The sequence below is a fragment of the Sulfitobacter mediterraneus genome (assembly GCF_003054325.1).
Lineage (GTDB): Bacteria > Pseudomonadota > Alphaproteobacteria > Rhodobacterales > Rhodobacteraceae > Sulfitobacter > Sulfitobacter mediterraneus.
Genome location: NZ_QBKU01000013.1, coordinates 83,842 through 106,250, shown reverse-complemented (window position 1 = coordinate 106,250; position 22,409 = coordinate 83,842). Strand labels below are relative to the sequence as shown.

20 protein-coding genes and 1 pseudogene are annotated in these 22,409 nt (G+C 56.9%); 10 read left to right on the top strand and 11 right to left on the bottom strand.

From position 1 onward, the window contains the following. Positions 1-115: 115 nt before the first annotated feature. Positions 116-1,210 carry a TRAP transporter substrate-binding protein gene (locus C8N31_RS17980; RefSeq protein ID WP_025047574.1) on the bottom strand — a complete coding sequence of 365 codons (1,095 nt, stop codon included), beginning with the start codon at positions 1,208-1,210 and terminating at the stop codon, positions 116-118. Positions 1,211-1,355: 145 nt separating this feature from the next. Continuing rightward, a complete protein-coding gene (locus C8N31_RS17975; RefSeq protein ID WP_025047573.1) occupies positions 1,356-2,957 on the bottom strand; it encodes a GMC family oxidoreductase in 1,602 nt (533 codons plus the stop codon). Positions 2,958-3,065: 108 nt separating this feature from the next. On the opposite strand from C8N31_RS17975, the gene C8N31_RS17970 reads away from it, so the two are divergent. Further along, entirely contained in the window at positions 3,066-3,830 is a 765-nt protein-coding gene (locus tag C8N31_RS17970; protein WP_025047572.1) for an IclR family transcriptional regulator, read from the top strand. Positions 3,831-3,971: 141 nt separating this feature from the next. Here the strand turns inward: C8N31_RS17970 and C8N31_RS17960 are convergent. The 4 genes and pseudogenes from C8N31_RS17960 to C8N31_RS17945 all read right to left on the bottom strand — a co-directional run. Next, positions 3,972-4,334, bottom strand: a pseudogene (locus C8N31_RS17960) (DDE-type integrase/transposase/recombinase); the annotation flags it as partial. Positions 4,335-4,337: 3 nt separating this feature from the next. After that, positions 4,338-5,501, bottom strand: coding sequence for an N-acetylglucosamine-6-phosphate deacetylase (gene nagA, locus C8N31_RS17955; RefSeq protein ID WP_037918075.1), 1,164 nt, complete (start codon positions 5,499-5,501; stop codon positions 4,338-4,340). After that, complete coding sequence (locus C8N31_RS17950) at positions 5,498-6,529, bottom strand: SIS domain-containing protein (RefSeq protein ID WP_025047571.1); 1,032 nt, start codon at positions 6,527-6,529, stop codon at positions 5,498-5,500. The genes nagA and C8N31_RS17950 overlap by 4 nt, the downstream gene beginning before the upstream one ends. A gap of 8 nt (positions 6,530-6,537) precedes the next feature. Beyond that, on the bottom strand, positions 6,538-7,296 hold the full coding sequence (locus C8N31_RS17945) for a GntR family transcriptional regulator (RefSeq protein ID WP_025047570.1): 759 nt from the start codon (positions 7,294-7,296) through the stop codon (positions 6,538-6,540). A gap of 301 nt (positions 7,297-7,597) precedes the next feature. Between C8N31_RS17945 and C8N31_RS17940 the strand changes: the two genes are divergently transcribed. From C8N31_RS17940 to C8N31_RS17910, 7 genes are all read left to right on the top strand, one after another. Then, positions 7,598-8,500 carry an N-acetylmuramic acid 6-phosphate etherase gene (locus C8N31_RS17940; RefSeq protein WP_025047569.1) on the top strand — a complete coding sequence of 301 codons (903 nt, stop codon included), beginning with the start codon at positions 7,598-7,600 and terminating at the stop codon, positions 8,498-8,500. A 14-nt stretch (positions 8,501-8,514) separates the two neighbouring features. Next, positions 8,515-9,768: an ABC transporter substrate-binding protein gene (locus C8N31_RS17935; RefSeq protein ID WP_025047568.1), complete on the top strand. Its 1,254-nt coding sequence runs from the start codon at positions 8,515-8,517 to the stop codon at positions 9,766-9,768. Positions 9,769-9,957: 189 nt separating this feature from the next. Next, entirely contained in the window at positions 9,958-10,884 is a 927-nt protein-coding gene (locus C8N31_RS17930; protein WP_025047567.1) for a carbohydrate ABC transporter permease, read from the top strand. A gap of 10 nt (positions 10,885-10,894) precedes the next feature. Then, complete coding sequence (locus C8N31_RS17925) at positions 10,895-11,734, top strand: carbohydrate ABC transporter permease (RefSeq protein ID WP_025047566.1); 840 nt, start codon at positions 10,895-10,897, stop codon at positions 11,732-11,734. Next, positions 11,731-12,753: a Gfo/Idh/MocA family protein gene (locus tag C8N31_RS17920; protein WP_025047565.1), complete on the top strand. Its 1,023-nt coding sequence runs from the start codon at positions 11,731-11,733 to the stop codon at positions 12,751-12,753. Before C8N31_RS17925 ends, C8N31_RS17920 begins: the two co-directional genes overlap by 4 nt. Next, positions 12,753-13,754, top strand: a complete 1,002-nt coding sequence (locus C8N31_RS17915; protein WP_025047564.1) for an ABC transporter ATP-binding protein — start codon at positions 12,753-12,755, stop codon at positions 13,752-13,754. Before C8N31_RS17920 ends, C8N31_RS17915 begins: the two co-directional genes overlap by 1 nt. A 212-nt stretch (positions 13,755-13,966) precedes the next feature. Next, positions 13,967-15,856: a bifunctional 5-dehydro-2-deoxygluconokinase/5-dehydro-2-deoxyphosphogluconate aldolase gene (locus C8N31_RS17910; protein WP_037918028.1), complete on the top strand. Its 1,890-nt coding sequence runs from the start codon at positions 13,967-13,969 to the stop codon at positions 15,854-15,856. A 4-nt stretch (positions 15,857-15,860) separates the two neighbouring features. Here the strand turns inward: C8N31_RS17910 and C8N31_RS17905 are convergent, their stop codons facing one another. Genes C8N31_RS17905 through C8N31_RS17890 form a run of 4 tightly spaced genes read right to left on the bottom strand, consistent with a single transcriptional unit; the run spans position 15,861 to position 19,210 of the window. Next, positions 15,861-16,913, bottom strand: coding sequence for a hypothetical protein (locus tag C8N31_RS17905; RefSeq protein ID WP_025047563.1), 1,053 nt, complete (start codon positions 16,911-16,913; stop codon positions 15,861-15,863). A 19-nt stretch (positions 16,914-16,932) separates the two neighbouring features. Continuing rightward, complete coding sequence (locus tag C8N31_RS17900; RefSeq protein WP_025047562.1) at positions 16,933-17,736, bottom strand: 3-methyl-2-oxobutanoate hydroxymethyltransferase; 804 nt, start codon at positions 17,734-17,736, stop codon at positions 16,933-16,935. Next, a complete protein-coding gene (locus tag C8N31_RS17895) occupies positions 17,733-18,044 on the bottom strand; it encodes a MocE family 2Fe-2S type ferredoxin (RefSeq protein ID WP_025047561.1) in 312 nt (103 codons plus the stop codon). The genes C8N31_RS17900 and C8N31_RS17895 overlap by 4 nt, the downstream gene beginning before the upstream one ends. Positions 18,045-18,073: 29 nt before the next feature. After that, positions 18,074-19,210, bottom strand: coding sequence for a fatty acid desaturase (locus C8N31_RS17890; RefSeq protein ID WP_025047560.1), 1,137 nt, complete (start codon positions 19,208-19,210; stop codon positions 18,074-18,076). 449 nt (positions 19,211-19,659) lie between these two features. Between C8N31_RS17890 and C8N31_RS17885 the strand changes: the two genes are divergently transcribed. Further along, positions 19,660-20,451 (top strand): oxidoreductase, encoded by a 792-nt coding sequence (locus tag C8N31_RS17885; RefSeq protein WP_025047559.1) that lies wholly within the window; start codon positions 19,660-19,662, stop codon positions 20,449-20,451. A 9-nt stretch (positions 20,452-20,460) separates the two neighbouring features. On the opposite strand, the gene C8N31_RS17880 is transcribed toward C8N31_RS17885, so the two are convergent. Then, on the bottom strand, positions 20,461-21,486 hold the full coding sequence (locus C8N31_RS17880) for a LacI family DNA-binding transcriptional regulator (RefSeq protein WP_025047558.1): 1,026 nt from the start codon (positions 21,484-21,486) through the stop codon (positions 20,461-20,463). Positions 21,487-21,673: 187 nt separating this feature from the next. Here C8N31_RS17880 and C8N31_RS17875 point away from each other — a divergent pair, with 187 nt between their 5' ends. Beyond that, on the top strand, positions 21,674-22,402 hold the full coding sequence (locus C8N31_RS17875; protein ID WP_025047557.1) for an SDR family NAD(P)-dependent oxidoreductase: 729 nt from the start codon (positions 21,674-21,676) through the stop codon (positions 22,400-22,402). The last annotated feature ends 7 nt before the right edge of the window (positions 22,403-22,409 follow it).

Sequence of the window (22,409 nt, the reverse complement as noted above, 5' to 3'; positions counted from 1 at the left end):
CATCCCTCTTCTCCCTTTATCAGAGCCCTTTTTGGGTCTTCATTTTGGGAAAAGGCACCTGCCCTTGCCAAAAATGAAGCGCGGGGCCGCATGGGCCCCGCACCAAAGGCTGGTTTTATTTCAGCGAGTCAGCGTGCGCCTTACCCAAACTTGCGTTTGAGGCTTGCGCACCTGCCCAGAAAGGAACTGCGATGTCTGCAAAGTCTTTCTGAGATTGCCACACTTCGGCAAAGAACGCGTTTTCGTCAGCAGCGGCCTGCAGCGATTTCTTGGCAGCGGCCATATACTCGGTGAAGTAGTCCGCTGGTGTGTCTTCAAGGATAACACCGTGGTTGTCGGTCAGATCCTTCAGCGCCTTGCCGTTTTCGTAGATACGGTAAGACATCGACTTTGACAGTGATGCGTTTGCTGCAACTTCCAGAGCTTTCTTTTCAAGGTCGGTCAGATCATTGTAGAAGTCGAGGTTCACGTACATGTCGGCGTTCACGACGACCTGGTGCAAGCCTTGCAGGTAGTAATGCTTGAGCACTTTCTGGAAACCAAAGACAGAGTCAGGCTTCGGGCAGCACCATTCGGCCGCGTCGATTGTGCCTTTTTCCAAAGCTGGCAGGATATCACCGCCGCCCATTGCTACGGCTGGAACACCGATTTCAGCATAGGCTGCGCCAACCATTCCTGGAGGAGCACGGAAACGCATTTGACGGAAGTCATCCATGGATTCGATTGGCTTGGGGAACCAACCCAAAGCTTCGGGACCAACGGGCTGAAGCATGAAGCCTTTCACGTTCACGCCCATTTCGCCCCACAGACGGTCATACAGTTCTTTGCCGCCACCGTACTGAAACCAGCTCAGGAACGCGATGTTGTCCATACCGACCCCGGCACCGGCAACAGGAGCGCCAAACAGGTTGGCCGCCACATGCTTGCCGCCCCAATAGTGGGTCCAGGCAAAGCCGCCCTCAACAAGACCGGCGTCAACCGCATCCATAATGTCACGTGGGCCAACAACGGCACCCGCCGGCAATACTTCGATCGTCAGTGAGCCGCCAGTGAGATCCGCCACGTCTTTGCCGAACTCATTCAACATGAAAACTTCGTCAGCTGTGCTTGGCAGAACCGACTGGATACGCAGTACTTTTTCAGCCATCGCGGCCGATGCGGTGAGTGCCAGTGCTGTTACACCAGCTGCTATGTACTTTAGTTTGAACATCAAAGTTCCTCCCTAGTTTTATTGCCTTCGCTGTTCGTTTTCTTTGCTGCCAAAGGCGAAGGCACATACCTGGCAGTGATCCGTTGTTGGCCAGACGAAGGAAGAGCCCCGCCCGGCAAGAAATCTTGCTTTTCATCCCACTTATTCATTGGCGTGCATCCTCAAGAATGAGGTCGCTCGCCTTTTCGCCGATCATTATGGCCGGCGCGTTGGTGTTCCCGCTGACGATGCGCGGCATGATGGACGCGTCCGCAACGCGTAGCCCTTTAATGCCATGCACCCGCAGACGCGGATCGACGACGGCCATGGAATCGGTGCCCATCTTGCAGGTGCCCGTTGGGTGGTAGATCGTCACAGCCGTGCGACGTGCCCAATCCAGTATTGCTGCTTCATCATCAACTCCAACGCCCGGCCCTGGGGCATGTTCTTCAGTTACATGCGATTTCAGCGGCTCGAACTGGGCGATTTTTCTCGCGATCTGAATGCCCTTTACGATTGTCCGGCAGTCGGTGTCCGTCGCCAGATAATTGGGGTGAATAAGCGGATGGTCATCCATATTCGCCGACCGAAGTTCCAGGTGCCCGGCGCTTTCGGGGCGCATTTGCAGCACGCTGGCGGTAAAGGCCGAAAACTTGTGCGGGCCGTCCGAGGGTTTGTCTGCTGAAAACGGTTGAATATGGAACTGGATATCAGCTGTTTCCAGATGCTCTTCTGTTTTGACAAATCCAGTTCCGAGGCTGACAGCCATCGCCATTGGCCCACTGCGATTGGCAGCATAACGCAGCGCGATCATGCCTTGTTTGAAGATATTGTTGATCTCTGTGTTGATCGTCGACAGATCGGTTTTGAAAACGGGACGCGCCTGCAAATGGTCTTGCAGATTCTTACCAACACCTGCCAGCTCTTTCTGAACCTGAATGCCGTGTTTGGCCAGCTCGTCGCCGTCACCAACACCAGAGAGCATCAGGATCTGCGGGCTGCCGATCGATCCGGCCGAGAGGATCACCTCGTTGCGTGCCCCAATGTTGGTCATCTTGCCGTTAACTCTGGCCCTGACGCCCACTGCCCGTCCGTCTTTGATCAGGACTTTCTCCGTCTGGGCATTGGTGATGATCTCGAGGTTCTTCCTGCCGCGTGCCGGTTTCAGATAGGCAACCGCAGAAGAGCAGCGGAACCCGTCGCGCATGGTCAGTTGAAAGTAACCAACCCCCTCTTGATCTTCCCCATTGTAATCTGCATTGCGCCGAAATCCAGAAGCCTCGGCCGCATCGATCCAAAGATCAACAACTTCACGGTTCAATCTGGAGTTTTGGACGGACAATGGCCCGTCTTTTCCGCGAAGGCCCGAGCGATCTTCGCCTTCCCAGTTCTCCGAGCGTTTGAAAAACGGCAAGACCTCATCCCAGCCCCAACCGGTGCAACCGAGCTGTGCCCAGCCGTCGTAGTCCTGCGGCTGGCCCCGGACATACAGCAACCCGTTGATCGAACTTGAGCCGCCCAGAACTCTGCCCCGCGGCCATGGAATGGAACGACCAGCGAGGCCCGGATCTGCTTGGGTTTCGTAACGCCAATCGGCTCCGGGGCTGCCCATTGTTTTAAAATACCCGACAGGAATATGGATCCATGGATTGCGGTCACGCGGGCCCGCCTCAAGCAACGCGACCGAGTGCTTTCCACTTTCGGAAAGACGGTTGGCAAGCGCACATCCCGCCGACCCCGCGCCAACTATGATGAAGTCAAATTCCAAAATTCGCCCTTATTGTTCAAAAAATGAGACTTTTGGTCTCGTTTATAGTGAAAAATGACAGTACACTGATTCGATAGAAATGCACTATTTTTTCCCGAGGGCCTTGTCTTGACTTCATCAGAACGGATTCCAACAAACCTCCGAACACTTCTCATTCTTGAAATTCTGGGGCGAAACGATCATGCAATGACTGCAAGCGAGATAAATGAATCCCTCAACCTTCCCAAACAAACGGTCCATCGTCTTTGTACCACTTTGGAAGAGAACGGTTTCATCGCGCGGCTTGGGAATTCGAAGAAATATCAAGTTGCCAGAAGGCTGCGGGAACTCGGGTCGGGCCTTATTCATAGCTCCAGAGACCACATCGCGCGGCATCAGATCCTAAATGACCTTGCCGCGAAGGTCGGCGAAACTGTTAACTATGTTGTTCCAGAAGACGGGGGCATGCGATATCTGGACAGGGTTGAAACGGACTGGGCCTTTCGCATTCAGCTGCCAATCGGCACCAACGTTCCGTTTCATTGCACAGCAAGCGGCAAGTGTTTTCTCGCCAGTCTACCGCCGAAACAAAGGGAAAATCTGGTTCGCAGCTTGAACTTCGAACGCATGACTGGCCAGACGCATATTTCGGCGGAAACTTTGCTAGATGAATTGGTGGAGGTGCGAAAGCTGCGGTATTCGCTCGACCGCGAAGAGTTTCTGGAAGGCATGATTGCCTTGGCTGTTCCAATAACTGATACAAGAGGCCGGTTTGTTGCGGCCCTTGCCATGCACGGCCCAACTCAAAGGCTGTCTATTGATCTATTGATTTCTCAGGTGAATTTGATTCAAGACGCGGCCAACAGGCTCAGCAAGGACCTTTTCTCTGTTTAGGTGTTCAGTCCCGGCATCTGGCGGATCGAATTCAAGATGAAACGATCTGGCTCAGACGTCCAGATATTGCAAATGTATTCGTACGGTGGGCGATGTCAGACGGATTTGAGCGAGCCTTTAGAGTGGCAGTGTACCGCTGCTTTATCCCGCGCAAAGGCCGCGCCATTCGGCGAGAGCGGCATCGCGGTTTAACTTGAAATTATCTCTGCTGTGGAGTGCGCGCTCCTGATTGAAATGGTTGCAGACGGAAGCATGAACGGCGACGAATTTCTGCAAACTTCGCATGCTGCGGAACCGTTGCATGGCTTGTTCTCGTCGTCGGAATGGCAGGTACGAGTTATCCGCCCGATTTTTCATCCAGCGGCCAGTTTCCCGCCTATCCGTATTGCCAACTGTCTTCATTGCCACTCCGTAAGATCGTAGTTTTTCGGTCACCAGAATTTGAGGGCGGCCGTGGCGCTTCATTGATCTCTTGAGAAATTTCAGTGCTGAATTGCGATCTCGGCCTCACTTTTCGGCGAGCGCTGGATCGTTCATGTGAAGCCTGCTGATCGAAGTAAAATCATCACTGCAATGAACAACGGTCTCCAGTCCCTGCGCAAGCTGACCAAGTTGTGCCGGCTCCCTCAGCAGGGCGGTCGGCGCCGATGTTGCCCGGCGCAATGCCTGGGTCTCGTTATCGCCGACCTGATCCCGCATCACAGCAATCGCGCGGGGCATTTCAAGGTCGGCCCCTGCCAAGGTGCCATCCGCCAATGTGAGGCGCTGGTCTTTTCGAAATACGTCTCTTCCGTTGATCGAAAACGTCTGAATGGAAGAACCGGCCGTTGCCATCGCATCCGTCACCAGAAAGATCCGCTCGGACTCCCCGCAGGCGGCCAAGGCGGCGCGTATGGTGGCGGGATGCACGTGGATACCGTCCGCGATAAGTCCGGCATGTACGTCGTCGCGCATGAGGGTCGCACCGACCAATCCGGGTTCGCGGCTTCCCATCTGGCTCATCGCGTTGAACAGATGCGTCACGCAGCGCGCACCGGCATCAAACGCGTCCATGCAGATCGCGAAATCAGCGTCAGTGTGACCAAGCGATACAACGATCCCCGCATCGGACAGCACTTTGATCTGGGCGCAGGATGCGCTTTCCGGTGCAAGCGTGACCATAACATTGGGCAGTCGGTCCGCCGCGCCAAGGAGGATCGCGAGATCTTCGTCTGTCATTGTCCGAATAAGGTTTGGATCATGGGCGCCCTTGCGGGCAACTGACAGATGCGGCCCCTCAAGGTGAATGCCGACAATTCCCCCGACCCGTTCCGCGATCGCCTGTTCGACCGCGTCAATGGCCCTGCGGGTGCGTTCTGCGGTGTCCGTGATCAGGGTGGGTAATATCGCAGCCGTCCCCGTTGCCCGATGGGCCTGCGCAATGGTGCGCAATGCTGCGACGGATTGATCGTCATTGAACATCAACCCGCCGCCGCCGTTGACTTGGAGGTCCACAAAGCCGGGCATGATGGTCCCTCCTTGCAGCACCTCAGTTGGGCATCCCTGAGGGAGGCTGTCACGCGGGCGCAGGCACAGCACCTCCCCTTTGCCAACCACCAGAGCGTGATCGACATAGATGGTGCGGCCATCATGGATTTTTGCGCCAACAAAAGCTTTGGTGATGTCGCTCATACGGTTTCAGTCACCTTTTTCAGATGGCGCGGGGTGTCTGGATTGATGCCACGGGACGCGGCCGTTTGTTCGACCATCGCGTAAAAGCTTGCGATCAGGGCGATAGGATCGGTCAATGCATGGCCGGTCCGAACGGCAGGCAAAGAGGTCGCCTTTTGCACCTTGTCGCTGGTTGCAAAAACGGTGGCACCTTTGGCTGCGATCTCATCGGCAACGGCGGCAAGTGCGGTTTCGGCCTCGTCTTTCGCGCCCAAGGCGATCACGGGAAAGCCACCGTCAACGATAGAGACGGGTCCGTGCAAAACCTCGGCAGAGGAATAGCTTTCGGCGTGGATTTGGCAGGTTTCCTTGAATTTCAGAGCCGCCTCGTTGGAGATGGCGTTTGTTGTTCCGCGTCCAAGACAAAAAATCGAACCGCGCCCGGACAGGGCCTGTCGCACTTCGGGCCAGTCGTTTCTTGCGGCCTTTTCCAGTGCCGTGGGCAGGTTGCGGATGGCATTGCGCAGCGCGTCATCTTCGGACCATTCTGCCAGCAACCAAATACCCGCAACGGCGGAGTTCACGAAAGTCTTGGTGGCGGCCACGCTGATCTCTGGCCCGGCATGCAGGTTCAATGTGTGATCTGACACCTGCGCCAAGGGGCTACCCGGGTCGTTGGTCATGGCGATGGACAACGCGCCGCCTTCGCGGGCCATCTTGGCCATCTGCACAATGTCCGGGCTTTTGCCCGACTGCGACACGGACAGGCACACGGCCCCCTCGAGGGCCAGTTTGCGATGATAGATCGAAGCAACCGAGGGTCCAATGGATGCGATGGGCGTGCCCATAAGCAGTTCGGACGCATATTTCAGGTAGGTCGCAACATGGTCAGAAGACCCGCGCGCAACGCTGACCATAAAGGCCGGTGAACGGGCGCGCATAGCATCCGCCGAACGGGAAATATCAGCGCCGCCATTTTGCAGCAAACGGTCCACAGCGACAGGAATTTCAAGAACTTCACGGCGCATTTGTGATTGGGAGGCAGACATTGGACGTCCTATTCTTTTGCAAGTCGAAGCTCGGCTACAAAGTTGTAGGCGTCTCCGCGGTATATGGATTGGGTGAATTCAACGGTGCGCCCGTCGGCAAGGTACGAGGTTCGCTCAATACTGAGACCGGCCATGCCCGGCTCAACTTCGAGAAGCTTGGCGTTGTCCTCTTGCAGATTGATCGCCGAGATTTTCTGCAAAGCGCGGACCGGACGTAGGCCCGTTTCCGCCAGCACTTCATAAAGTGAGGTTTTGACCAAAAGCGGGTTGGGCAACATATCGGTCGACAGGGATGCGCGCTCGATTGCCATGGGTTTGTTGTCGGCCGTTCTGAGACGCGCAATGCGGGACACCGAGGCATCTGGCGACAAAGCGAGGGCCAGCACCTCGTCCGGAGATGGCATGAAAATGCCGCGCTCAAGCCAGATACTTGAGGATTCCATCCCACGCCGAGACATGTCTTCGCTAAAGGACGTCAGCCGCGACAGCGATTGTTCAATCTGGGGTGTCTCCGAGGCGACAAACGACCCTGAACCTTGCTTTTGAACGATGACCCCGTCTTCGGCGAGGGCGTGGATGGCTTTGCGAACCGTGACGCGGGACAGCTCGGTTATCGTTGCGATTTCACGTTCCGGCGGCAGAGAGCTGCCCGCCTTGAGCAAACCCTGATCCACACCTTCGCTCAACCGTTGGCGCAACTGCAAATAGCGCGGCCCACCGCCTTGCTGCAGCCAGTTATCCGGCGCGAGAAATTCAGTGATGCTCATCCGAAGCTCCTTCGCGTTTCAGGAGTAGATGTTTGGACTGGACGGCCGGGCCTCCCAGCCCCTTACGCCCGCATTCCCCGGGCAGGCCGAAGTGGGCGCAGACGTCGCGCTTCAGGTCAGTCACAAGCTTTGGCGTAAAATCCAACATAAGATACCTTTATAATACCTATTAGACAAAAGAAAGACCTATATGCCTATCTTGGCCTGTTATTCGCCCCCAATTTACATCAAAATCGCAAGAACCAATTAAATGGTAGACAAAAGGTATCTAAAAGGTATTAAGTCAGTCAGGGAGATTCGAATGCCGCTGCCAACCACTGAACAACTGCCCCAGACAGGCGCGATTGACATGCTTGCGCCGCATGTTGCCGCTCAGGCTATTCTGGACGGCCAGATGGCAGCGCTTGAAGCGGTCGGCCCCGCCCTACCTGCGCTTGCGCATGCAGCGGAGACGATGGCCGCGGCCATTCGCGCCGGGAATTCGCTTATTTATGTTGCAGCAGGCAGCTCTGGCCTGATGGCGCTGGCTGATGGCTGCGAGCTGCCCGGAACGTTCGGCATCCCCGCAGCGATGATCCAGATCCATATGGCGGGCGGTGTTCCAACGGATGCCAACATGCCCGGCGATACCGAGGACGACACCCAAGCCGCAGAACAGGCCACCCGCAACGTCAAACCCGGCGATGCGGTTATTGTACTAAGCGCCAGTGGATCGACGCCCTATGCGGTCGCTGCGGCCAAATCGGCCAAGGCAAGAGGCGGCGCAGTCATCGCCATCGCCAACAACCCGGAAGCGCCCTTGCTGAACCTCGCCGATTTGCCGATTTGCCTGCAAACGCCGCCCGAAACCATTGCCGGATCAACCCGCCTTGGGGCAGGCACGGCGCAAAAGGCAGCGCTGAACATGTTGTCCTCGCTGATGGGCATCCGATTGGGCCATGTCTACCATGGCCAGATGGTCAACGTCGTCGCTGACAACGCCAAACTTGTGAAACGCGCGGTCGGTATTGTCACGAATATCACCGGCGTATCTGAGGACACTGCCAAGACCGCGCTGCGCGACACTGCTGGAAACACCAAACAGGCCATTTTGGTGGCCTCCGGCTGTTCGGCGCAAAAAGCCCAAGACTTGTTGGCCGCGCATGACGGTCAGCTTGGGCGCTGCCTTCAATCCATAACATCAAACAAAGACGCAATCGTCTAATTAGGGAGAAGACCATGAAAAAATCCACTTTGATCGGTGCCATGCTGGCCTCGACGCTTATCGCAGGCGCAGCCTCGGCTGAGGATGTGACGCTGACCATCGAAAGCTGGCGCAATGACGATCTTGCCATCTGGCAGGACAAGATCATTCCCGCTTTTGAGGCCGCGCACCCCGGCATCAAACTGAATTTCACCCCCTCAGCCCCTGCGGAATATAATGCAGTCCTGAACTCCAAACTGGATGCGGGCTCTGCCGGTGACATCATCACATGCCGTCCATTCGATGCCTCACTGGCATTGTTTGAAGCGGGCCATTTGGCCGATATCAGCAGCCTTGATGGCATGGCCAACTTCTCGGCTGTGGCCAAGTCGGGCTGGAGCACGGATGACGCCTCCGTCCAATTCTGTGTGCCAATGGCCTCGGTGATCCACGGCTTTATCTACAACAAAGAAGCCTTCGAAGAAGTCGGCGTCGAGGTTCCCACCACCGAGGCGGAGTTCTTTGCCGTACTCGACAAAATCAAAGAAGACGGCAGCTACATCCCGATGGCGATGGGCACCAACGATCAGTGGGAAGCCGCAACAATGGGCTACAACAACATCGGCCCGAATTACTGGAAAGGTGAAGAAGGCCGTCTGGCGCTTCTTTCTGGTGATCAAAAGCTGACGGATGAGGCCTGGGTCGCACCATACCGCCAGTTGGCAAAGTGGGGCGCGTATCTGGGTGACGGGTATGAAGCGCAAACATATCCGGACAGCCAGAACATCTTTACCCTTGGTCGCGCGGCGATTTATCCAACCGGTTCATGGGAAATCTCCGGCTTTAACGGTTTGGCCGACTTCGAGATGGGTGCCTTTTATCCACCTGTTCAGAACGCCGGAGACACTTGCTATATCTCTGACCACACTGACATCGGGATTGGCATGAACGCCGCCACCCCCAACAAGGAAGCGGCGCAAACCTTCCTCAACTGGGTCGGCTCCTCCGAGTTCGCAACCATCTTTGCCAACGCCCTGCCCGGCTTCTTCCCGTTGTCCTCGGCCCCGGTCGAGCTGGAAGATCCACTGGCGCAAGAGTTCATCTCATGGCGCGGCAAGTGTGAGAGCACCATTCGCTCGACCTACCAGGTGCTGTCGCGCGGCACGCCCAACCTTGAGAACGACACATGGAACGCATCCGTTGCCGTGATCAAAGGTGAAGAAACCCCAGAGGCCGCCGGTGCGCGCCTGCAAGAGGGTCTCGCAAGCTGGTACGCGCCACAGCAATAACAGGCTCAAACAGCCCGTCTTGCCCCGGCGTTTTTCATGTCGGGGCAAGGCAATGCCCCTGTTCGACACGATCAGTCCATTGAGGGTATCATCAGGTCGAACCCGCCGCCCTTTGGGCAATCACTTGCAGCCCATATCGTTCCATTCGCAAGACTGTGTTGCCGTTCACCGGATCCTCAGGAGAGCATCATGTCAGACCAACAATCGCGCCCAAAGTTTCGCTGGCATATCATCGTTTTCCTTGCGCCTGCTGTGCTGGTTTACACGGCGGTGATGATCTATCCGCTGTTCAATACGCTGCGTTTGTCACTGTTCACCGAAGTGGATCAGGAACGGGTTTTCGTTGGGTTGCAGAACTTCCAAACCCTCTTTGGCGAAACCGTTTGGTCCAGTCAGTTCTGGAATGCACTTGGCAATAATTTCTGGTTCTTCATCATTCACATGTTGGTGCAAAACCCCATCGGCGTGGCCCTCGCTGCGATCCTGAGCCACCCCAAATTGCGCTTTGCCAGTTTCTATCGCTCAGCGATCTTTATTCCGACCATCCTCAGCTTTGTGATTGTCGGCTTTGCCTGGAAGCTGATCCTGTCACCCATATGGGGCATCGCGCCGGGGATGCTGGATGCGGTTGGGTTAAAATCGCTCTATGCGCCATGGCTTGGCAAGGAAGCCTATGCGCTGACCACCCTTTCATTAGTATCAGTCTGGCAGTTTGTCGGCATCCCGATGATGCTGATCTATGCCGCCCTCCTGTCGATCCCGGACGAGATCCTGGAGGCGGCAGAAGTTGAAGGCATCACGGGTCTATCCGCGTTTTGGAAGATCAAGCTGCCGCTGATCCTGCCGTCCATCGGGATCATCTCGATCCTGACCTTCGTGGCCAACTTCAACGCTTTTGATTTGATCTATGCCGCGCAAGGTGCGCTGGCCGGGCCGGATTACAGCACCGATATTCTTGGCACGTTTATGTATCGCACGTTCTTTGGTTTCCAGCTGCAACTGGGCGATCCACATATGGGGTCCACCATTGCCTCGGCCATGTTTGCCATCATCCTTGTCGGTGTGTGTCTGTACCTTTTCGGGATCCAGTCACGCATGCGCCGCTATCAGTTCTGAGGAGACAGCCATGAACGCCGCCCGCCAGAACCGCTTTAACACCATTGCCGCCCATGGCGCGTTGATCCTCTATACCTTGATCGCGCTTTTCCCGGTCTTCGTGATCGTCATCAACAGCTTCAAGACCCGCAAGGCGATCTTTCGAGAGCCGCTCGCATTGCCCAGCGCCGACAGTTTCTCACTGATTGGTTATGAGACAGTGTTGAAACAGGGGGATTTCTTTCTCTACTTCCAGAACTCGATGATCGTCACCATCGGATCGCTGTTCTTTATTCTACTGTTCGGGGCGATGGCGGCCTTTGCCCTCGCCGAATACCGGTTCAAGGGCAACACGGTCATGGGGCTTTATCTTGCGCTTGGGATCATGATCCCGATCCGCATTGGCACGGTCGCGATCCTTGAGATGATGGTGCAGACCGGGCTGGTGAATACGCTTTGGGCGTTGATCCTTGTCTATACGGCGCAGGGCTTGCCACTGGCGGTGTTTATCCTGTCAGAGTTTATGCGTCAGGTCAGTGACGATCTCAAGAATGCGGGACGTATTGACGGGCTGAGCGAATACCGGATTTTCTTCAGTCTTGTCCTGCCACTGGTGCGCCCTGCGATGGCGACTGTGGCTGTGTTCAACATGATCCCGATCTGGAACGATCTTTGGTTCCCGCTCATTCTCGCACCTGCCGAAGAGGTCAAAACCCTAACGCTGGGCAGTCAGGTGTTCATCGGGCAGTTTGTCACCGATTGGAATGCGGTGCTGTCCGCCCTATCGCTCGCGATCCTGCCTGTTATGACCCTATACGTTATTTTCTCGCGCCAACTTATCCGCGGCATCACATCTGGAGCAGTCAAATGAAAGTCATCGTCGCCGGTCTTGGCAATATGGGGCAGAGCCATGCATTGGCCTATCACGCACATCCGGATGCGGAGATTGTGGGGTTGGTCAACCGCTCAGCGGTCGAATTGCCTGAGGCCCTGCAAGGCTACCCGCGCCTAGGCACCTTTGAAGAAGGCCTTGCCCTAGCCCCTGATCTGGTCTGCATCGCCACCTATTCTGACAGCCACGCGCAATATGCCATCGCGGCAATGGAAGCGGGCGCCGATGTGTTTATAGAAAAGCCGCTGGCCAACACGGTCGAGGATGCAGAGCGTGTCGTCGCCACGGCAAATAGGCTCGGGCGCAAGGTGGTGGTGGGCTATATCCTGCGCCATCACCCCAGCTGGCAACGGCTGATCACAGAGGCGCGGGCCTTGGGCGGACCGTATGTGTTTCGGATGAACCTCAATCAACAGTCGGACGGCCCCACCTGGAAGACCCACAAGGCCTTGATGCGCGACACCAGCCCTATCGTGGATTGCGGCGTGCATTACGTGGATGTCATGTGCCAGATCACCGACGCCGCGCCGGTGCGGGTAAGCGGCATGGGGTTGCGGCTGTCAGATGAGATTGCACCGGACATGTACAATTATGGCCAATTGCAGGTTTGGTTCGCCGATGGCTCTGTCGGTTGGTACGAAGCGGGATGGGGGCCGATGATGTCCGAGACCGCGTTCTTCGTCAAAGATGTGGTGTCGCCCAATGGTGCCGTGTCGATCGTCGATAGCAACAAGGGCGCATCCGATAATGTGGATGGTCACACCAAAGTGGGCGGATTGCTGGTGCATCGCACCGAAGGGGACAGCCTGATCGAGCTGCCGGATGAGCCGGATCACCAACGGCTTTGTGATGCTGAACAAGCCTTCATGATCGAAGCGATCACCAAAGATATCGACCTCACACGCCACATGAATGACGCGGTGCAATCTCTCGCGATTTGCCTTGCTGCGGATGAAAGCATCCGAACAGGCCGTCCCATAGACCTAGGAGATATCTGATGACGGCTCTTACCCTGACCAATGTGTGCAAGTCATTTGGCACCGTTGAGGTTCTGAAAGACATCAAACTGACCGTCGAGGATGGCGAGTTTGTGGTGTTTGTCGGCCCATCGGGTTGCGGCAAATCCACATTGCTGCGGGTCATCGCGGGCCTGGAAGATGCGACCAGCGGAACGGTGGATATCGGCGGCACCGTGGTGAACCACATCCCCCCTGCAAAACGCGGCATTGCGATGGTGTTCCAATCCTACGCGCTTTATCCACATCTCACTGTGCGCGACAACATGGCGCTGGGTCTCAAACAAGAAAAGCAACCCAAAACCGTGATCGATGAGCGGGTGGGCAAAGCCGTCGAAATGCTTGACCTTGGCGCCTATGTTGATCGCCGCCCGTCGGATCTGTCTGGCGGCCAACGGCAACGTGTGGCCATCGGACGCGCCATCGTGCGGGAGCCGAAATTGTTCCTGTTTGATGAACCGCTGTCCAATCTTGACGCGGCTTTGCGTATGAACACCCGGATCGAAATTGCCGAGCTTCACCGCACCCTCAGCGCCTCGATGATCTATGTGACCCATGACCAGACCGAAGCGATGACACTGGCCGACAAGATCGTCGTGTTGCGCGATGGTCAGGTTGAGCAGGTCGGCTCCCCGATGGAGCTTTATAACAACCCCGCAAACCAGTTTGTTGCAGGGTTTCTTGGCTCTCCTGCAATGAATTTCCTGCACAAAGCGCCGCTGGCCATTCCAAAAAACGGCGCCTTGGGCATTCGTCCTGAATATCTACGGGTCCAGAAAGATGGACGGATCAAAGGCACGGTCACTCATGTTGAGCGCCTTGGCGGAGACACCAATCTATTGGTTTCCACCGCCGAGCAGGAAAACCTCACTGTTCGGATATTTGGTCAGGACAGCACGCAGGTCGGAGAATGCATTCAGCTGGACTTTGACGATCAGCAGTCCTTTGCCTTTGACGAGCATCGCCAGAGGATCCCTGCCTGATCCGGCATTGGTGTCTTAGAAATCGGGCAAACGATAGCAAATGGCAGCAAACTGGCTTTGCTGCCCAGAACCGCTAGGCTTTTCCAGTTTTCAGCTGATCACAGTAGACAAACGGTCCAGAACTTTGAATGGTAGCGCAAACATTCATTTGAAACACTGACCACGGTGAGCCGGCCCAACGCCGATTTTCACCGGTACGAAAGTTCAAACCGATGAAGAAGCTGGACCTGATCACCATTGGACGGTCATCCGTCGATCTTTATGGCGCCCAAATCGGCGGCAAGCTCGAAGATGTACGTGGGTTTCGCAAATATATCGGAGGCTCCCCCACCAACACCGCCTGCGGAACTGCCAAGCTGGGGCTGAAATCCGCAGTGATCACCGCCGTGGGCGACGAACATATTGGCCGCTTTGTCACCGAAGAGCTGGCGCGGCTTGGCGTTGATACCACAGGCGTGAAGGTTGACCCGGATCGGCTGACGGGTTTGGTGCTGCTGGGCATTCGCGACAAAGAGCAATTTCCACTAATATTCTACCGCGAGAATTGCGCGGATATGGGGCTGACGCCCGAAGACATCGATCCCGATTTCATTCGGCAGGCGCGTGCTCTGGTCGCCTCCGGCACCCATCTGAGCCATCCGCAAGTGGCCGCCTCCACCATCAAGGCACTGGAGATCGCGCGAGATGACGGGATGCAAACGGCGTTGGATATCGATTACCGGCCCAACCTTTGGGGTGTGGCCGGTCATGGCGATGGCGAGAGCCGGTTTGTCAAAAGCGCCGAAGTGACGGCCAAACTGCAAACGACATTGCATCTGTTTGACCTGATCGTCGGCACCGAAGAAGAGTTTCATATCGCGGGCGGATCGACAGATACCGTTGCGGCCCTGCGTGCGGTGCGGGACAAATCCGATGCCACGCTGGTGTGCAAGCTGGGCGCAAAGGGGGCTGTGGCCTTTACCGGCGACATTCCCGATCATGTTGAGAACGGTCCGGTTGTGCCGGGTTTTCCGATCGAGGTGTTTAACGTCTTGGGTGCCGGTGACGGCTTTATGGCCGGTTTGCTCAAAGGATGGCTGGATGGGGAGGATTGGGCGCGGGCGATCACATACGCCAATGCCTGCGGCGCACTTGCGGTGTCACGACATGGCTGCACGCCTGCCTACCCATCCCTGCAAGAGCTGGAGTTCTTCCTGTCGCGCGGGGTGACCCGTCCGGATTTGCGCAATGACGCCGAATTGAACCAAGTGCATTGGGCCACCAACCGCAACGGCGATTGGCCGGACCTGCGGGTCTTTGCCTTTGATCACCGGATGCAGTTGCAAGAACTGGACGGCGCAACCCCGGACAAGATCGGGCGGTTCAAAGAGTTGTGCCTCGACGCGGCGCACCGCGTGGCCGCGGGGCAGGATGGATATGGATTTCTGTGCGATGACCGGCTGGGCGAGACCGCCTTGCACAGGGCGGCAGGCGGTAGTCTTTGGATTGGTCGTCCGGTTGAATGGCCCGGATCGCGCCCACTGACGCTTGAGCCGTCCTTGGGGCCTGATTTTGGCGGGCTTGAAACATGGCCCGCAGGTCAGGTCGTGAAAGTCTTGTGCTTTTGTCACCCCGACGATCCAGCCGAGATGCAACGCGCCCAAGAGGATACCATCACCCGCCTGTTCACAGCTTGCCGCCGCAACGATCTGGAGTTTTTGCTGGAGGTTATTCCGTCCAAAGTTGGTGATGTCGCAGATGACACAACCGCCCGTTTGATCCGGCGGTTTTACGAAATTGGCATCTTTCCCGATTGGTGGAAACTTGAGCCGATGCGTTCGGCAAAAGCCTGGGATCTGGCCAGCGCGGCAATCATGGAAAATGATCCGCATTGCCGGGGAATTGTGGTTCTTGGGCTAGGCAAGGACGAGGCGGACCTTGCTGCCAGTTTTGAAATTGCAGCGAAACAACCTCTGGTCAAAGGGTTTGCCGTGGGGCGGACAATCTTTTCCAAAAGCGCCGAAGCCTGGATGAAAGGCGAGATGTCTGACGCCGATGCGGTGGCGCAGATGGCCGCGAACTACCAACGTTTATGTGACATCTGGGACAAGGCGCGGGGCTGACCTTTTAGGTCAGCTCCAACGCATCCTTGTCAAAAGGCACCTCGCGGCGGCTGCCGTCTTCACCGCACAGAACAAGATGCCGATCCGTCAATTCAACCGAACGGATAGCCGACCCAGTGGGCCAGGCAACTGCGCCGATCACATGCGAAACCGACATGTCGCACTCATTGTGCAGCTTGAGGTCTCCCGGTCCGCTCAGCGACATGCCGTGATCGACGCCAAGCATGTGCTGGGCGGCGCCCTCTTCAACACCCAGACAGCCCGTATGACGCCCCGACCACGGCGGGTAATCACGGCCGCCATTGGAATGCCAAAGCATCGTCATCGGCAGTTGATCCGCGCGCCGCAGCGACAGGAACACATCCCCCTCGGTCGGCCGCGTGACAGCTGTCCAGCCCAAAGTATGGCCGGGTGCCTCAACCCCCGATACAAAGTCTTCATGTTGGTCAAACCAAGGATAACGGGTCAGATCAACCGTGCCTTCGCGGGCTGGAAACACCGCTGGATTGGTGGCGGTCGCCGGATAGGACAGCCCAGACCGGCCTCTGGCGACATCGGGTTCAACCGGTGATGGTGGGGTCACCCAGGCCTGTTTGGCCGAGGTGCGGATCAGCCCGCCATCGGGCAGCGAAATATTGGCATGGTTTGACACCGGCACCCGGCCAGAGCCGCCAACGAATGTGTGCCGCTGATAGACAAACGGCTGATCTGGGCACAGCCACAACTCTTTGGTCACGGTCGCGCCCTCAACTGGTTTGGTCAGGCGGGCAGACAAACGATCCGGCGATGCGTTTTGCAGATGCCAGCGGGCGTTGGGTGGCCAGCCATGAGGCGGCGCACCGTCCTTTGCTTCGCCGAAGGGCGCGCAGAAAAAATCGCCCCCCAAATGATAAAGGTGTGGCGGCAATCCATCGGGCAAAACCTCGCCGGTCTCGTCCCAAGGGGCACGATGCAGCGGCGCGATTTCACGCTCCCCGTCAATCACCGCAAAGCGGACGATCTGGCCCAGGGAGGGATCAAATGTCAGGCGAATGCCGTGAGAGGCAAGCACAATCATGTCAAAGCGCCAATGCCGCTCAAGGCCGCGTCTCAAGTTGGTTGCGAAAGGCGTCCAGCTCATTTTCGGGCCTCTTCACCAACTGCTCGCCTTTCGGAAAAGCGCCGGTTTCAACATCCGCGACAAACTCCTGAAACGCCGCGATCCGCTCATTTTGCAGGCGGTCATACTCGGTCTGAAAATCGCGGTAAACTTTGGCGTGGCGGGGAACGCGGCCTTCGGTGTAGCCAAGGATATCGTTGGAAAAGAGGTATTGCGCATCGCAGCCCGCACCCGCCCCCATTGACCACACAAGGATGTTGACGCGCTTGGAAATCTCGGTCGCCACTTCTTCTGGCACCACTTCCAATTCTATCGCAATAGCCCCGGCGTTTTCATAGGCTTTCACCTCGTCGAACAGGCGCAGCGCATCAGCGGCGGTTTTGCCAACCGCGCGAAACCCTCCGGTCCATGTGGCGCGGGCCGGTACCAGACCGACATGTCCAACAACGGGAATATATTCTCGCGCCAACATCTCGACCGTTTGCATCGAGCCAGAGCAATAAAGCGCATCCGCTCCGCGTTCGACCGCGTCATTGCACCAGCGCAGATAATCCAGCGGCGTGCCGCATTGCGTATGGGTTTGCCCGGTCATTGAAAAAATCGACGGGGCGACCTCACGGTAACGCGGATCGAACAGAATTTCAGGCGGCACCGAGGCAATATCAACCCCGGCGGTTTCGGCGGCGGCGGCCTCTTCTATTGTGAAATACCGCAACATGCTCAGTTGTTTTTTGCCTTTGAGCGCACGCAGGTCGGCAACGGTGGGCAATTTGCGGCTCACGGTACGTTCACGAAAACCCGGTCGCCCTCTTTCTTGGTTTCATATGTGCTCAGATGCTCGCAAGCCGGGGCGCGCAGAGCCTTGCCGGTGCGATAATCAAAGATCCCGTTGTGGCGCGGGCATTCGATTTCGTGATCCATGACCATCCCGTCAGACAGGTGGACATGTTCGTGTGTGCAAAGTCCGGCAGTGCAGAAAAATTCGTCATCGGGGCTGCGGATGATCACATAGGTTTTGTCGTCATGGTCCCAGCGGATAACGTCTTCTTCTTCGACATCATCCGCGGCAATTGCGTCAATCCAGGGCATGTATTGCTCCGTTTGGTTAGGTGATGGGATTAGCCCGCATCGCTGCGGTCCGGCACATGTTTGTGCAGGAATTCGTTGTAGGGTTTCGCCGTTGGCGGCAGCGTCTTGCGCACCGCATGGCTGGGATCGCGTCGTTGTTTCATCACCGCGCCCATCATCTCTTTGTAGCCATCCCAGATCGAAGTGTTCGGCGCGGGCAGGTCATGTTTAATTTCGTCATGTAACGCGGGCAGCGCATAATAGGGCACCATAGGAAACATGTGGTGTTCGATGTGATAGTTCATGTTCCAATAAATCCAGCGGCTGATCGGATTCATATATAGCGTACGGGAATTCAGGCGGTGGTCGGTCACGTCCTCGGGCAGCCCGCCATGCTGCAACAACGCGGTCAGCACCATGTGCCAGCAACCATAGACACGCGGCCCGCCGATCAGCAGGATTGGGATTGCAGATTTCCACCCCATGCCATTTGCCAGCATCAGCAGAACCGCCAGCGCCGTCAGGGCAAAAAGCGCCAAATGCACCCGCGCCCAGAACGCCGCCTTGGGCCATTCGGTTTCAGGAATGTAGATTTTTTCATCATCTGACAGCATACCAAGTGAATTGCGCGCCAGCGTCTTGAATGAGGCCCATGTATCTACAAAACCAACAAAAGCCAGCGCCTTTAGAAACAGGTTGATCGGATGCATCCACGCAATCTCAGGATCGCGCCCGACAATGAGCGTGTCCGTATGGTGGCGGGCATGGCTCCAGCGCCAATTCACCGGGTTTCGGATGAGCTGGAAGGACGCGATGTGATAGACCACATCGTTCATCCAGCGGGTGCGAAACGGTGTGCCATGGCCACATTCGTGCCAGCGACTGTCGCTGGCCGAGCCATACATCACCCCATAGGCCAGCCAGAACGGCACAGCGATCCATGAGCCCCAGAAATAAATGCCGCCAGCCGCGAAAAGAATATGCAGCGCGATCCAGATAGCCGTGTCGCGCAAGGCCGGACCATCACGCCGCTTCATCATAGCTTTCATGGTCTTGCGCGGGACATCGCTGTGATACCACTCAGCCGCGGCAAGCCCGACCTCTTCGGCTTGGCGGCTTGATGCGCCGGTTAGCGAATAGTCTCTGGTAGAAGAAATCTCGGAATGTGGTTGGGCTGCGTCGCTCATCGGCTCTCATCTGGTTGTCGTTTCTGACGGCGCGCAATTGTCGATCCCGCTGTTGGTCTGCGCACTCTGACTTCGGGTTCGGTCCAATGTCTTGGGTTCGGTTGCAGCCCGCAAGGCGACAACACATCAGATCACATCAGACAGGCGCACGATCTGTGGTTTAACCCTCTGAAATTTTGGCAACCGAAATTTCGTTTGGCTTGGAAACAGACCGATGTGAGGTAATTTGATGGAATTGATCGGGACTATTCCCCCCTGCCCCGTCACTATCTGCACCAAGAATTTGATTCGATCTTTGGAGAGCGCCGGTGCCACGCAGAACAATCTGGGATTTCGCCCATCGTGTTGTCAACCGAGCGGCCATTTTTACGGGTCTTGTCCCCTGCCCTCAAGGCGTAAATCTCTGACCCCATCGGGCAGCCATCTTTTCACACTGAACGGAACCCGCCATGACACAAGATCTCGAAAACATGGCTCTGGTCATCACCGGCGCAGCCAGCGGCATTGGCCGGGCGGTTGCAATCGAGGCGGCGGAACAAGGCGTGCGCCAGATACTCGCTACAGATCTCAACGCAGAAGGTTTGGCGTCACTGAGCGATACATTAAAGGGGCGGGCCGAGGTGTCTTGTGTTGTTGCCAACCTCGCAGAACCGGAGGCCGCGCAGCAGATTGCCGAGCGTGCGCGAGCGGCGTTTGGCCGGATCGACGGGCTTGTCAATGCGGCGGGGATCACCACCCGCGCCAGCGTTGTCGATGGCACAGCCGCAGATTTCGACACTATTTTCGCCGTCAATACCCGTGCGCCGTTCCTGCTGATGCAAGAGGCCATCAAGGATATGCAAAACCGCGAGGCAAGCGGTGTGATCGTCAACATCCAATCAATGAACGCCCATTGCGGTCCGCCCGAGTTGGCGCTCTATGCCGCCTCAAAAGGGGCGCTACAAACACTGACCAAGAACGCAGCCAATGCGCATCTGCGCGATGGCATTCGCGTGAATGGCATCAATCTGGGCTGGGTGCGGACGGAGGCCGAGCACAATATGCAGGCCAATATTCTGGGGCATGGCGCAGACTGGGAGAAAGAAGCCGGGCGCAAACTGCCACTTGGGCGGCTGGTGTCATCCGAAGAAACCGCGCGGAGCACGTTGTTTCTGCTGTCACCGGCATCGGCCCCGATGACCGGCGTGAATCTGGACTTTGAGCAATCTGTGACAGGCGCTCCAAATGCGGGCATCGGCTAATCAGCGGGTTCAAGTCCTCAGCGGCGCAGTGCTTTCGCGGACGATCAATTCAACCGGGATCGGCACTTCGGGTGTGCGTTCAAGGCTTTTGTTTTTCAACCGGTCCAAAAGCACCCGCGCGGCGCGGCGGCCCAGCCCGTGGCGGTCTTGCCGGATCGTTGTCAGTGCCGGAATATAGTATTCGGACATTTCGATGTCGTCGAACCCGACGACAGAAATATCTTCTGGCACCCGTAATCCGCCGCTCTTTAACCCTGCCATCAGGCCAAAGGCCACCATGTCCGCCGAGCAAAAGACAGCTGTGGGCCGGTCGTGCATGGCAAGAATGCGGGTTGCTGCGTCATGCCCCGATTCCAGTGAAAAATCACCCCGGATGATCCATTCAGGTTGCGCAGGCAAGCCAAGTCGGGCGCGTTCGGATACCATGCCCTCGCGCCGGGCCGTGGTCAGAACATTCCCGTCTGGCCCGGTAATATGGGCGATCTTGCGATGCCCAAGGTCATGTAGATGCCGAATGGCAAGCCGCGCCCCTTCGGCGTTGTCACTGGAAATGACGGGGAACTTTTGGCCTTCGACCCATTCACACAAAAAGACGATCCGGTCCTCAACCCCCAGATCGACGCATTCACGCAAAGCCGAGGCCCGCACTCCGCCATCCAAAGAAATCACACCATCAACACGACCATCCAAGAAGTATCCGGCCAGGGCGGAATCAACAATCGGATCACTGTCCGTATCGGCGATCAGAACCGCATAATCTGTGCCAGAAAATTCTTCGCTGATGCCTGCCAGAATACCCGAATAAAACGGCTTGCCGAGATTGGGCACCAGAACTAGCACCGCATTTGCGCGTTGCAGGCGCAGATTTCGTGCCGCCTGATTGACCCTGTATTCGGTGCTCTTGATCGCTTGGAGTACAGTTTCGCGGGTGGCCTCGCTGACAAGGCTGGGGTTGGTCAAAACCCGGCTGACCGTCGCGGCCGACACCCCCGCTGCACGAGCCACATCCTGAATTGTCGCGGGTTTCTGAATCATCGGCGCGGGTCGCAATCTATCATTTTTCTGTTGACACGAATCTCTTGTCTTGCCGACTATGTAATCGATTTCATGATCTGAAAAGACCTAATCGGTCATAATGAAATCGATTTCAAGACGCATTCAGTGCGTTAAAGGGGGATGGCATGAGACCGGCCAGAAACGGCAAAACAATGACTGTGATGTCATGAGCGCAGCGGCGAAATTCGATTTTTCCGGCGGCCGGATCATCGTGATCGGCGCCAGCCGTGGCGGCATCGGCGCGGCCATTGCGCGGGCGTTTCAGGACGCGGGGGGCACGGTTGAGATCACCGGCGCGGAACCCGAATGCCTGCCCGAGGATGCGGCGCGGTTTCCATATACGCAGCTTGATGTGACCGACACCGATGCCGTGGAGAGTTTTGCCAAAAGCCGGGGCGAATTGGATGTGCTGGTCAATTGCGCCGCCATCACCAAGCGCGGCGAAGAGATGGACCCAGAGTTCTTTCAACATGTGCTGAACGTGAACCTTGTCGGCTCCATGCGCTGCGCCATGGCACTGCAGGGGGCGCTTGCCAAGCGGCAGGGGCGCGTCATCAATATTGCGTCGATGTATGCCCGCTTTGGCTCACCCCAGAACCCTGCCTATGGCGCATCCAAAGCCGGGGTTGAGCAGATGACAAAATCGCTGGCCATCGCTTGGGCGCCCGATGGTATCCGCGTCAACGCCATCGCGCCGGGTTTCATTGTCACCGCACAATCAGCCCGCGCAAGGCAAGATCCGGCGTTTACCAATGCCATCGAGGCCCGCACCCCGCTGGGCCGCTGGGGACAGCCGGACGACATCGCCGGGTTGGCGCTGTTTCTGGGGTCTGATGCGTCCCAATTCATGACCGGGGTCTGTGTGCCCGTGGATGGAGGATATTCTGTTGTCTAAGGAGACC

Excerpts from the sequence above, each read along its gene's own strand:
- C8N31_RS17980 (WP_025047574.1), bottom strand. The coding sequence starts at position 1,210 with ATGTTCAAACTAAAGTACATAGCAGCTGGTGTAACAGCACTGGCACTC.
- C8N31_RS17910 (WP_037918028.1), top strand. The coding sequence starts at position 13,967 with ATGAAGAAGCTGGACCTGATCACCATTGGACGGTCATCCGTCGATCTT.
- C8N31_RS17905 (WP_025047563.1), bottom strand. The coding sequence starts at position 16,913 with ATGATTGTGCTTGCCTCTCACGGCATTCGCCTGACATTTGATCCCTCC.
- C8N31_RS17880 (WP_025047558.1), bottom strand. The coding sequence starts at position 21,486 with ATGATTCAGAAACCCGCGACAATTCAGGATGTGGCTCGTGCAGCGGGG.
- C8N31_RS17890 (WP_025047560.1), bottom strand. The coding sequence starts at position 19,210 with ATGAGCGACGCAGCCCAACCACATTCCGAGATTTCTTCTACCAGAGAC.
- C8N31_RS17930 (WP_025047567.1), top strand. The coding sequence starts at position 9,958 with ATGTCAGACCAACAATCGCGCCCAAAGTTTCGCTGGCATATCATCGTT.
- C8N31_RS17940 (WP_025047569.1), top strand. The coding sequence starts at position 7,598 with ATGCCGCTGCCAACCACTGAACAACTGCCCCAGACAGGCGCGATTGAC.
- nagA (WP_037918075.1), bottom strand. The coding sequence starts at position 5,501 with ATGAGCGACATCACCAAAGCTTTTGTTGGCGCAAAAATCCATGATGGC.
- C8N31_RS17875 (WP_025047557.1), top strand. The coding sequence starts at position 21,674 with ATGAGCGCAGCGGCGAAATTCGATTTTTCCGGCGGCCGGATCATCGTG.
- C8N31_RS17925 (WP_025047566.1), top strand. The coding sequence starts at position 10,895 with ATGAACGCCGCCCGCCAGAACCGCTTTAACACCATTGCCGCCCATGGC.
- C8N31_RS17935 (WP_025047568.1), top strand. The coding sequence starts at position 8,515 with ATGAAAAAATCCACTTTGATCGGTGCCATGCTGGCCTCGACGCTTATC.
- C8N31_RS17920 (WP_025047565.1), top strand. The coding sequence starts at position 11,731 with ATGAAAGTCATCGTCGCCGGTCTTGGCAATATGGGGCAGAGCCATGCA.
- C8N31_RS17915 (WP_025047564.1), top strand. The coding sequence starts at position 12,753 with ATGACGGCTCTTACCCTGACCAATGTGTGCAAGTCATTTGGCACCGTT.
- C8N31_RS17950 (WP_025047571.1), bottom strand. The coding sequence starts at position 6,529 with ATGTCTGCCTCCCAATCACAAATGCGCCGTGAAGTTCTTGAAATTCCT.
- C8N31_RS17885 (WP_025047559.1), top strand. The coding sequence starts at position 19,660 with ATGACACAAGATCTCGAAAACATGGCTCTGGTCATCACCGGCGCAGCC.
- C8N31_RS17895 (WP_025047561.1), bottom strand. The coding sequence starts at position 18,044 with ATGCCCTGGATTGACGCAATTGCCGCGGATGATGTCGAAGAAGAAGAC.
- C8N31_RS17945 (WP_025047570.1), bottom strand. The coding sequence starts at position 7,296 with ATGAGCATCACTGAATTTCTCGCGCCGGATAACTGGCTGCAGCAAGGC.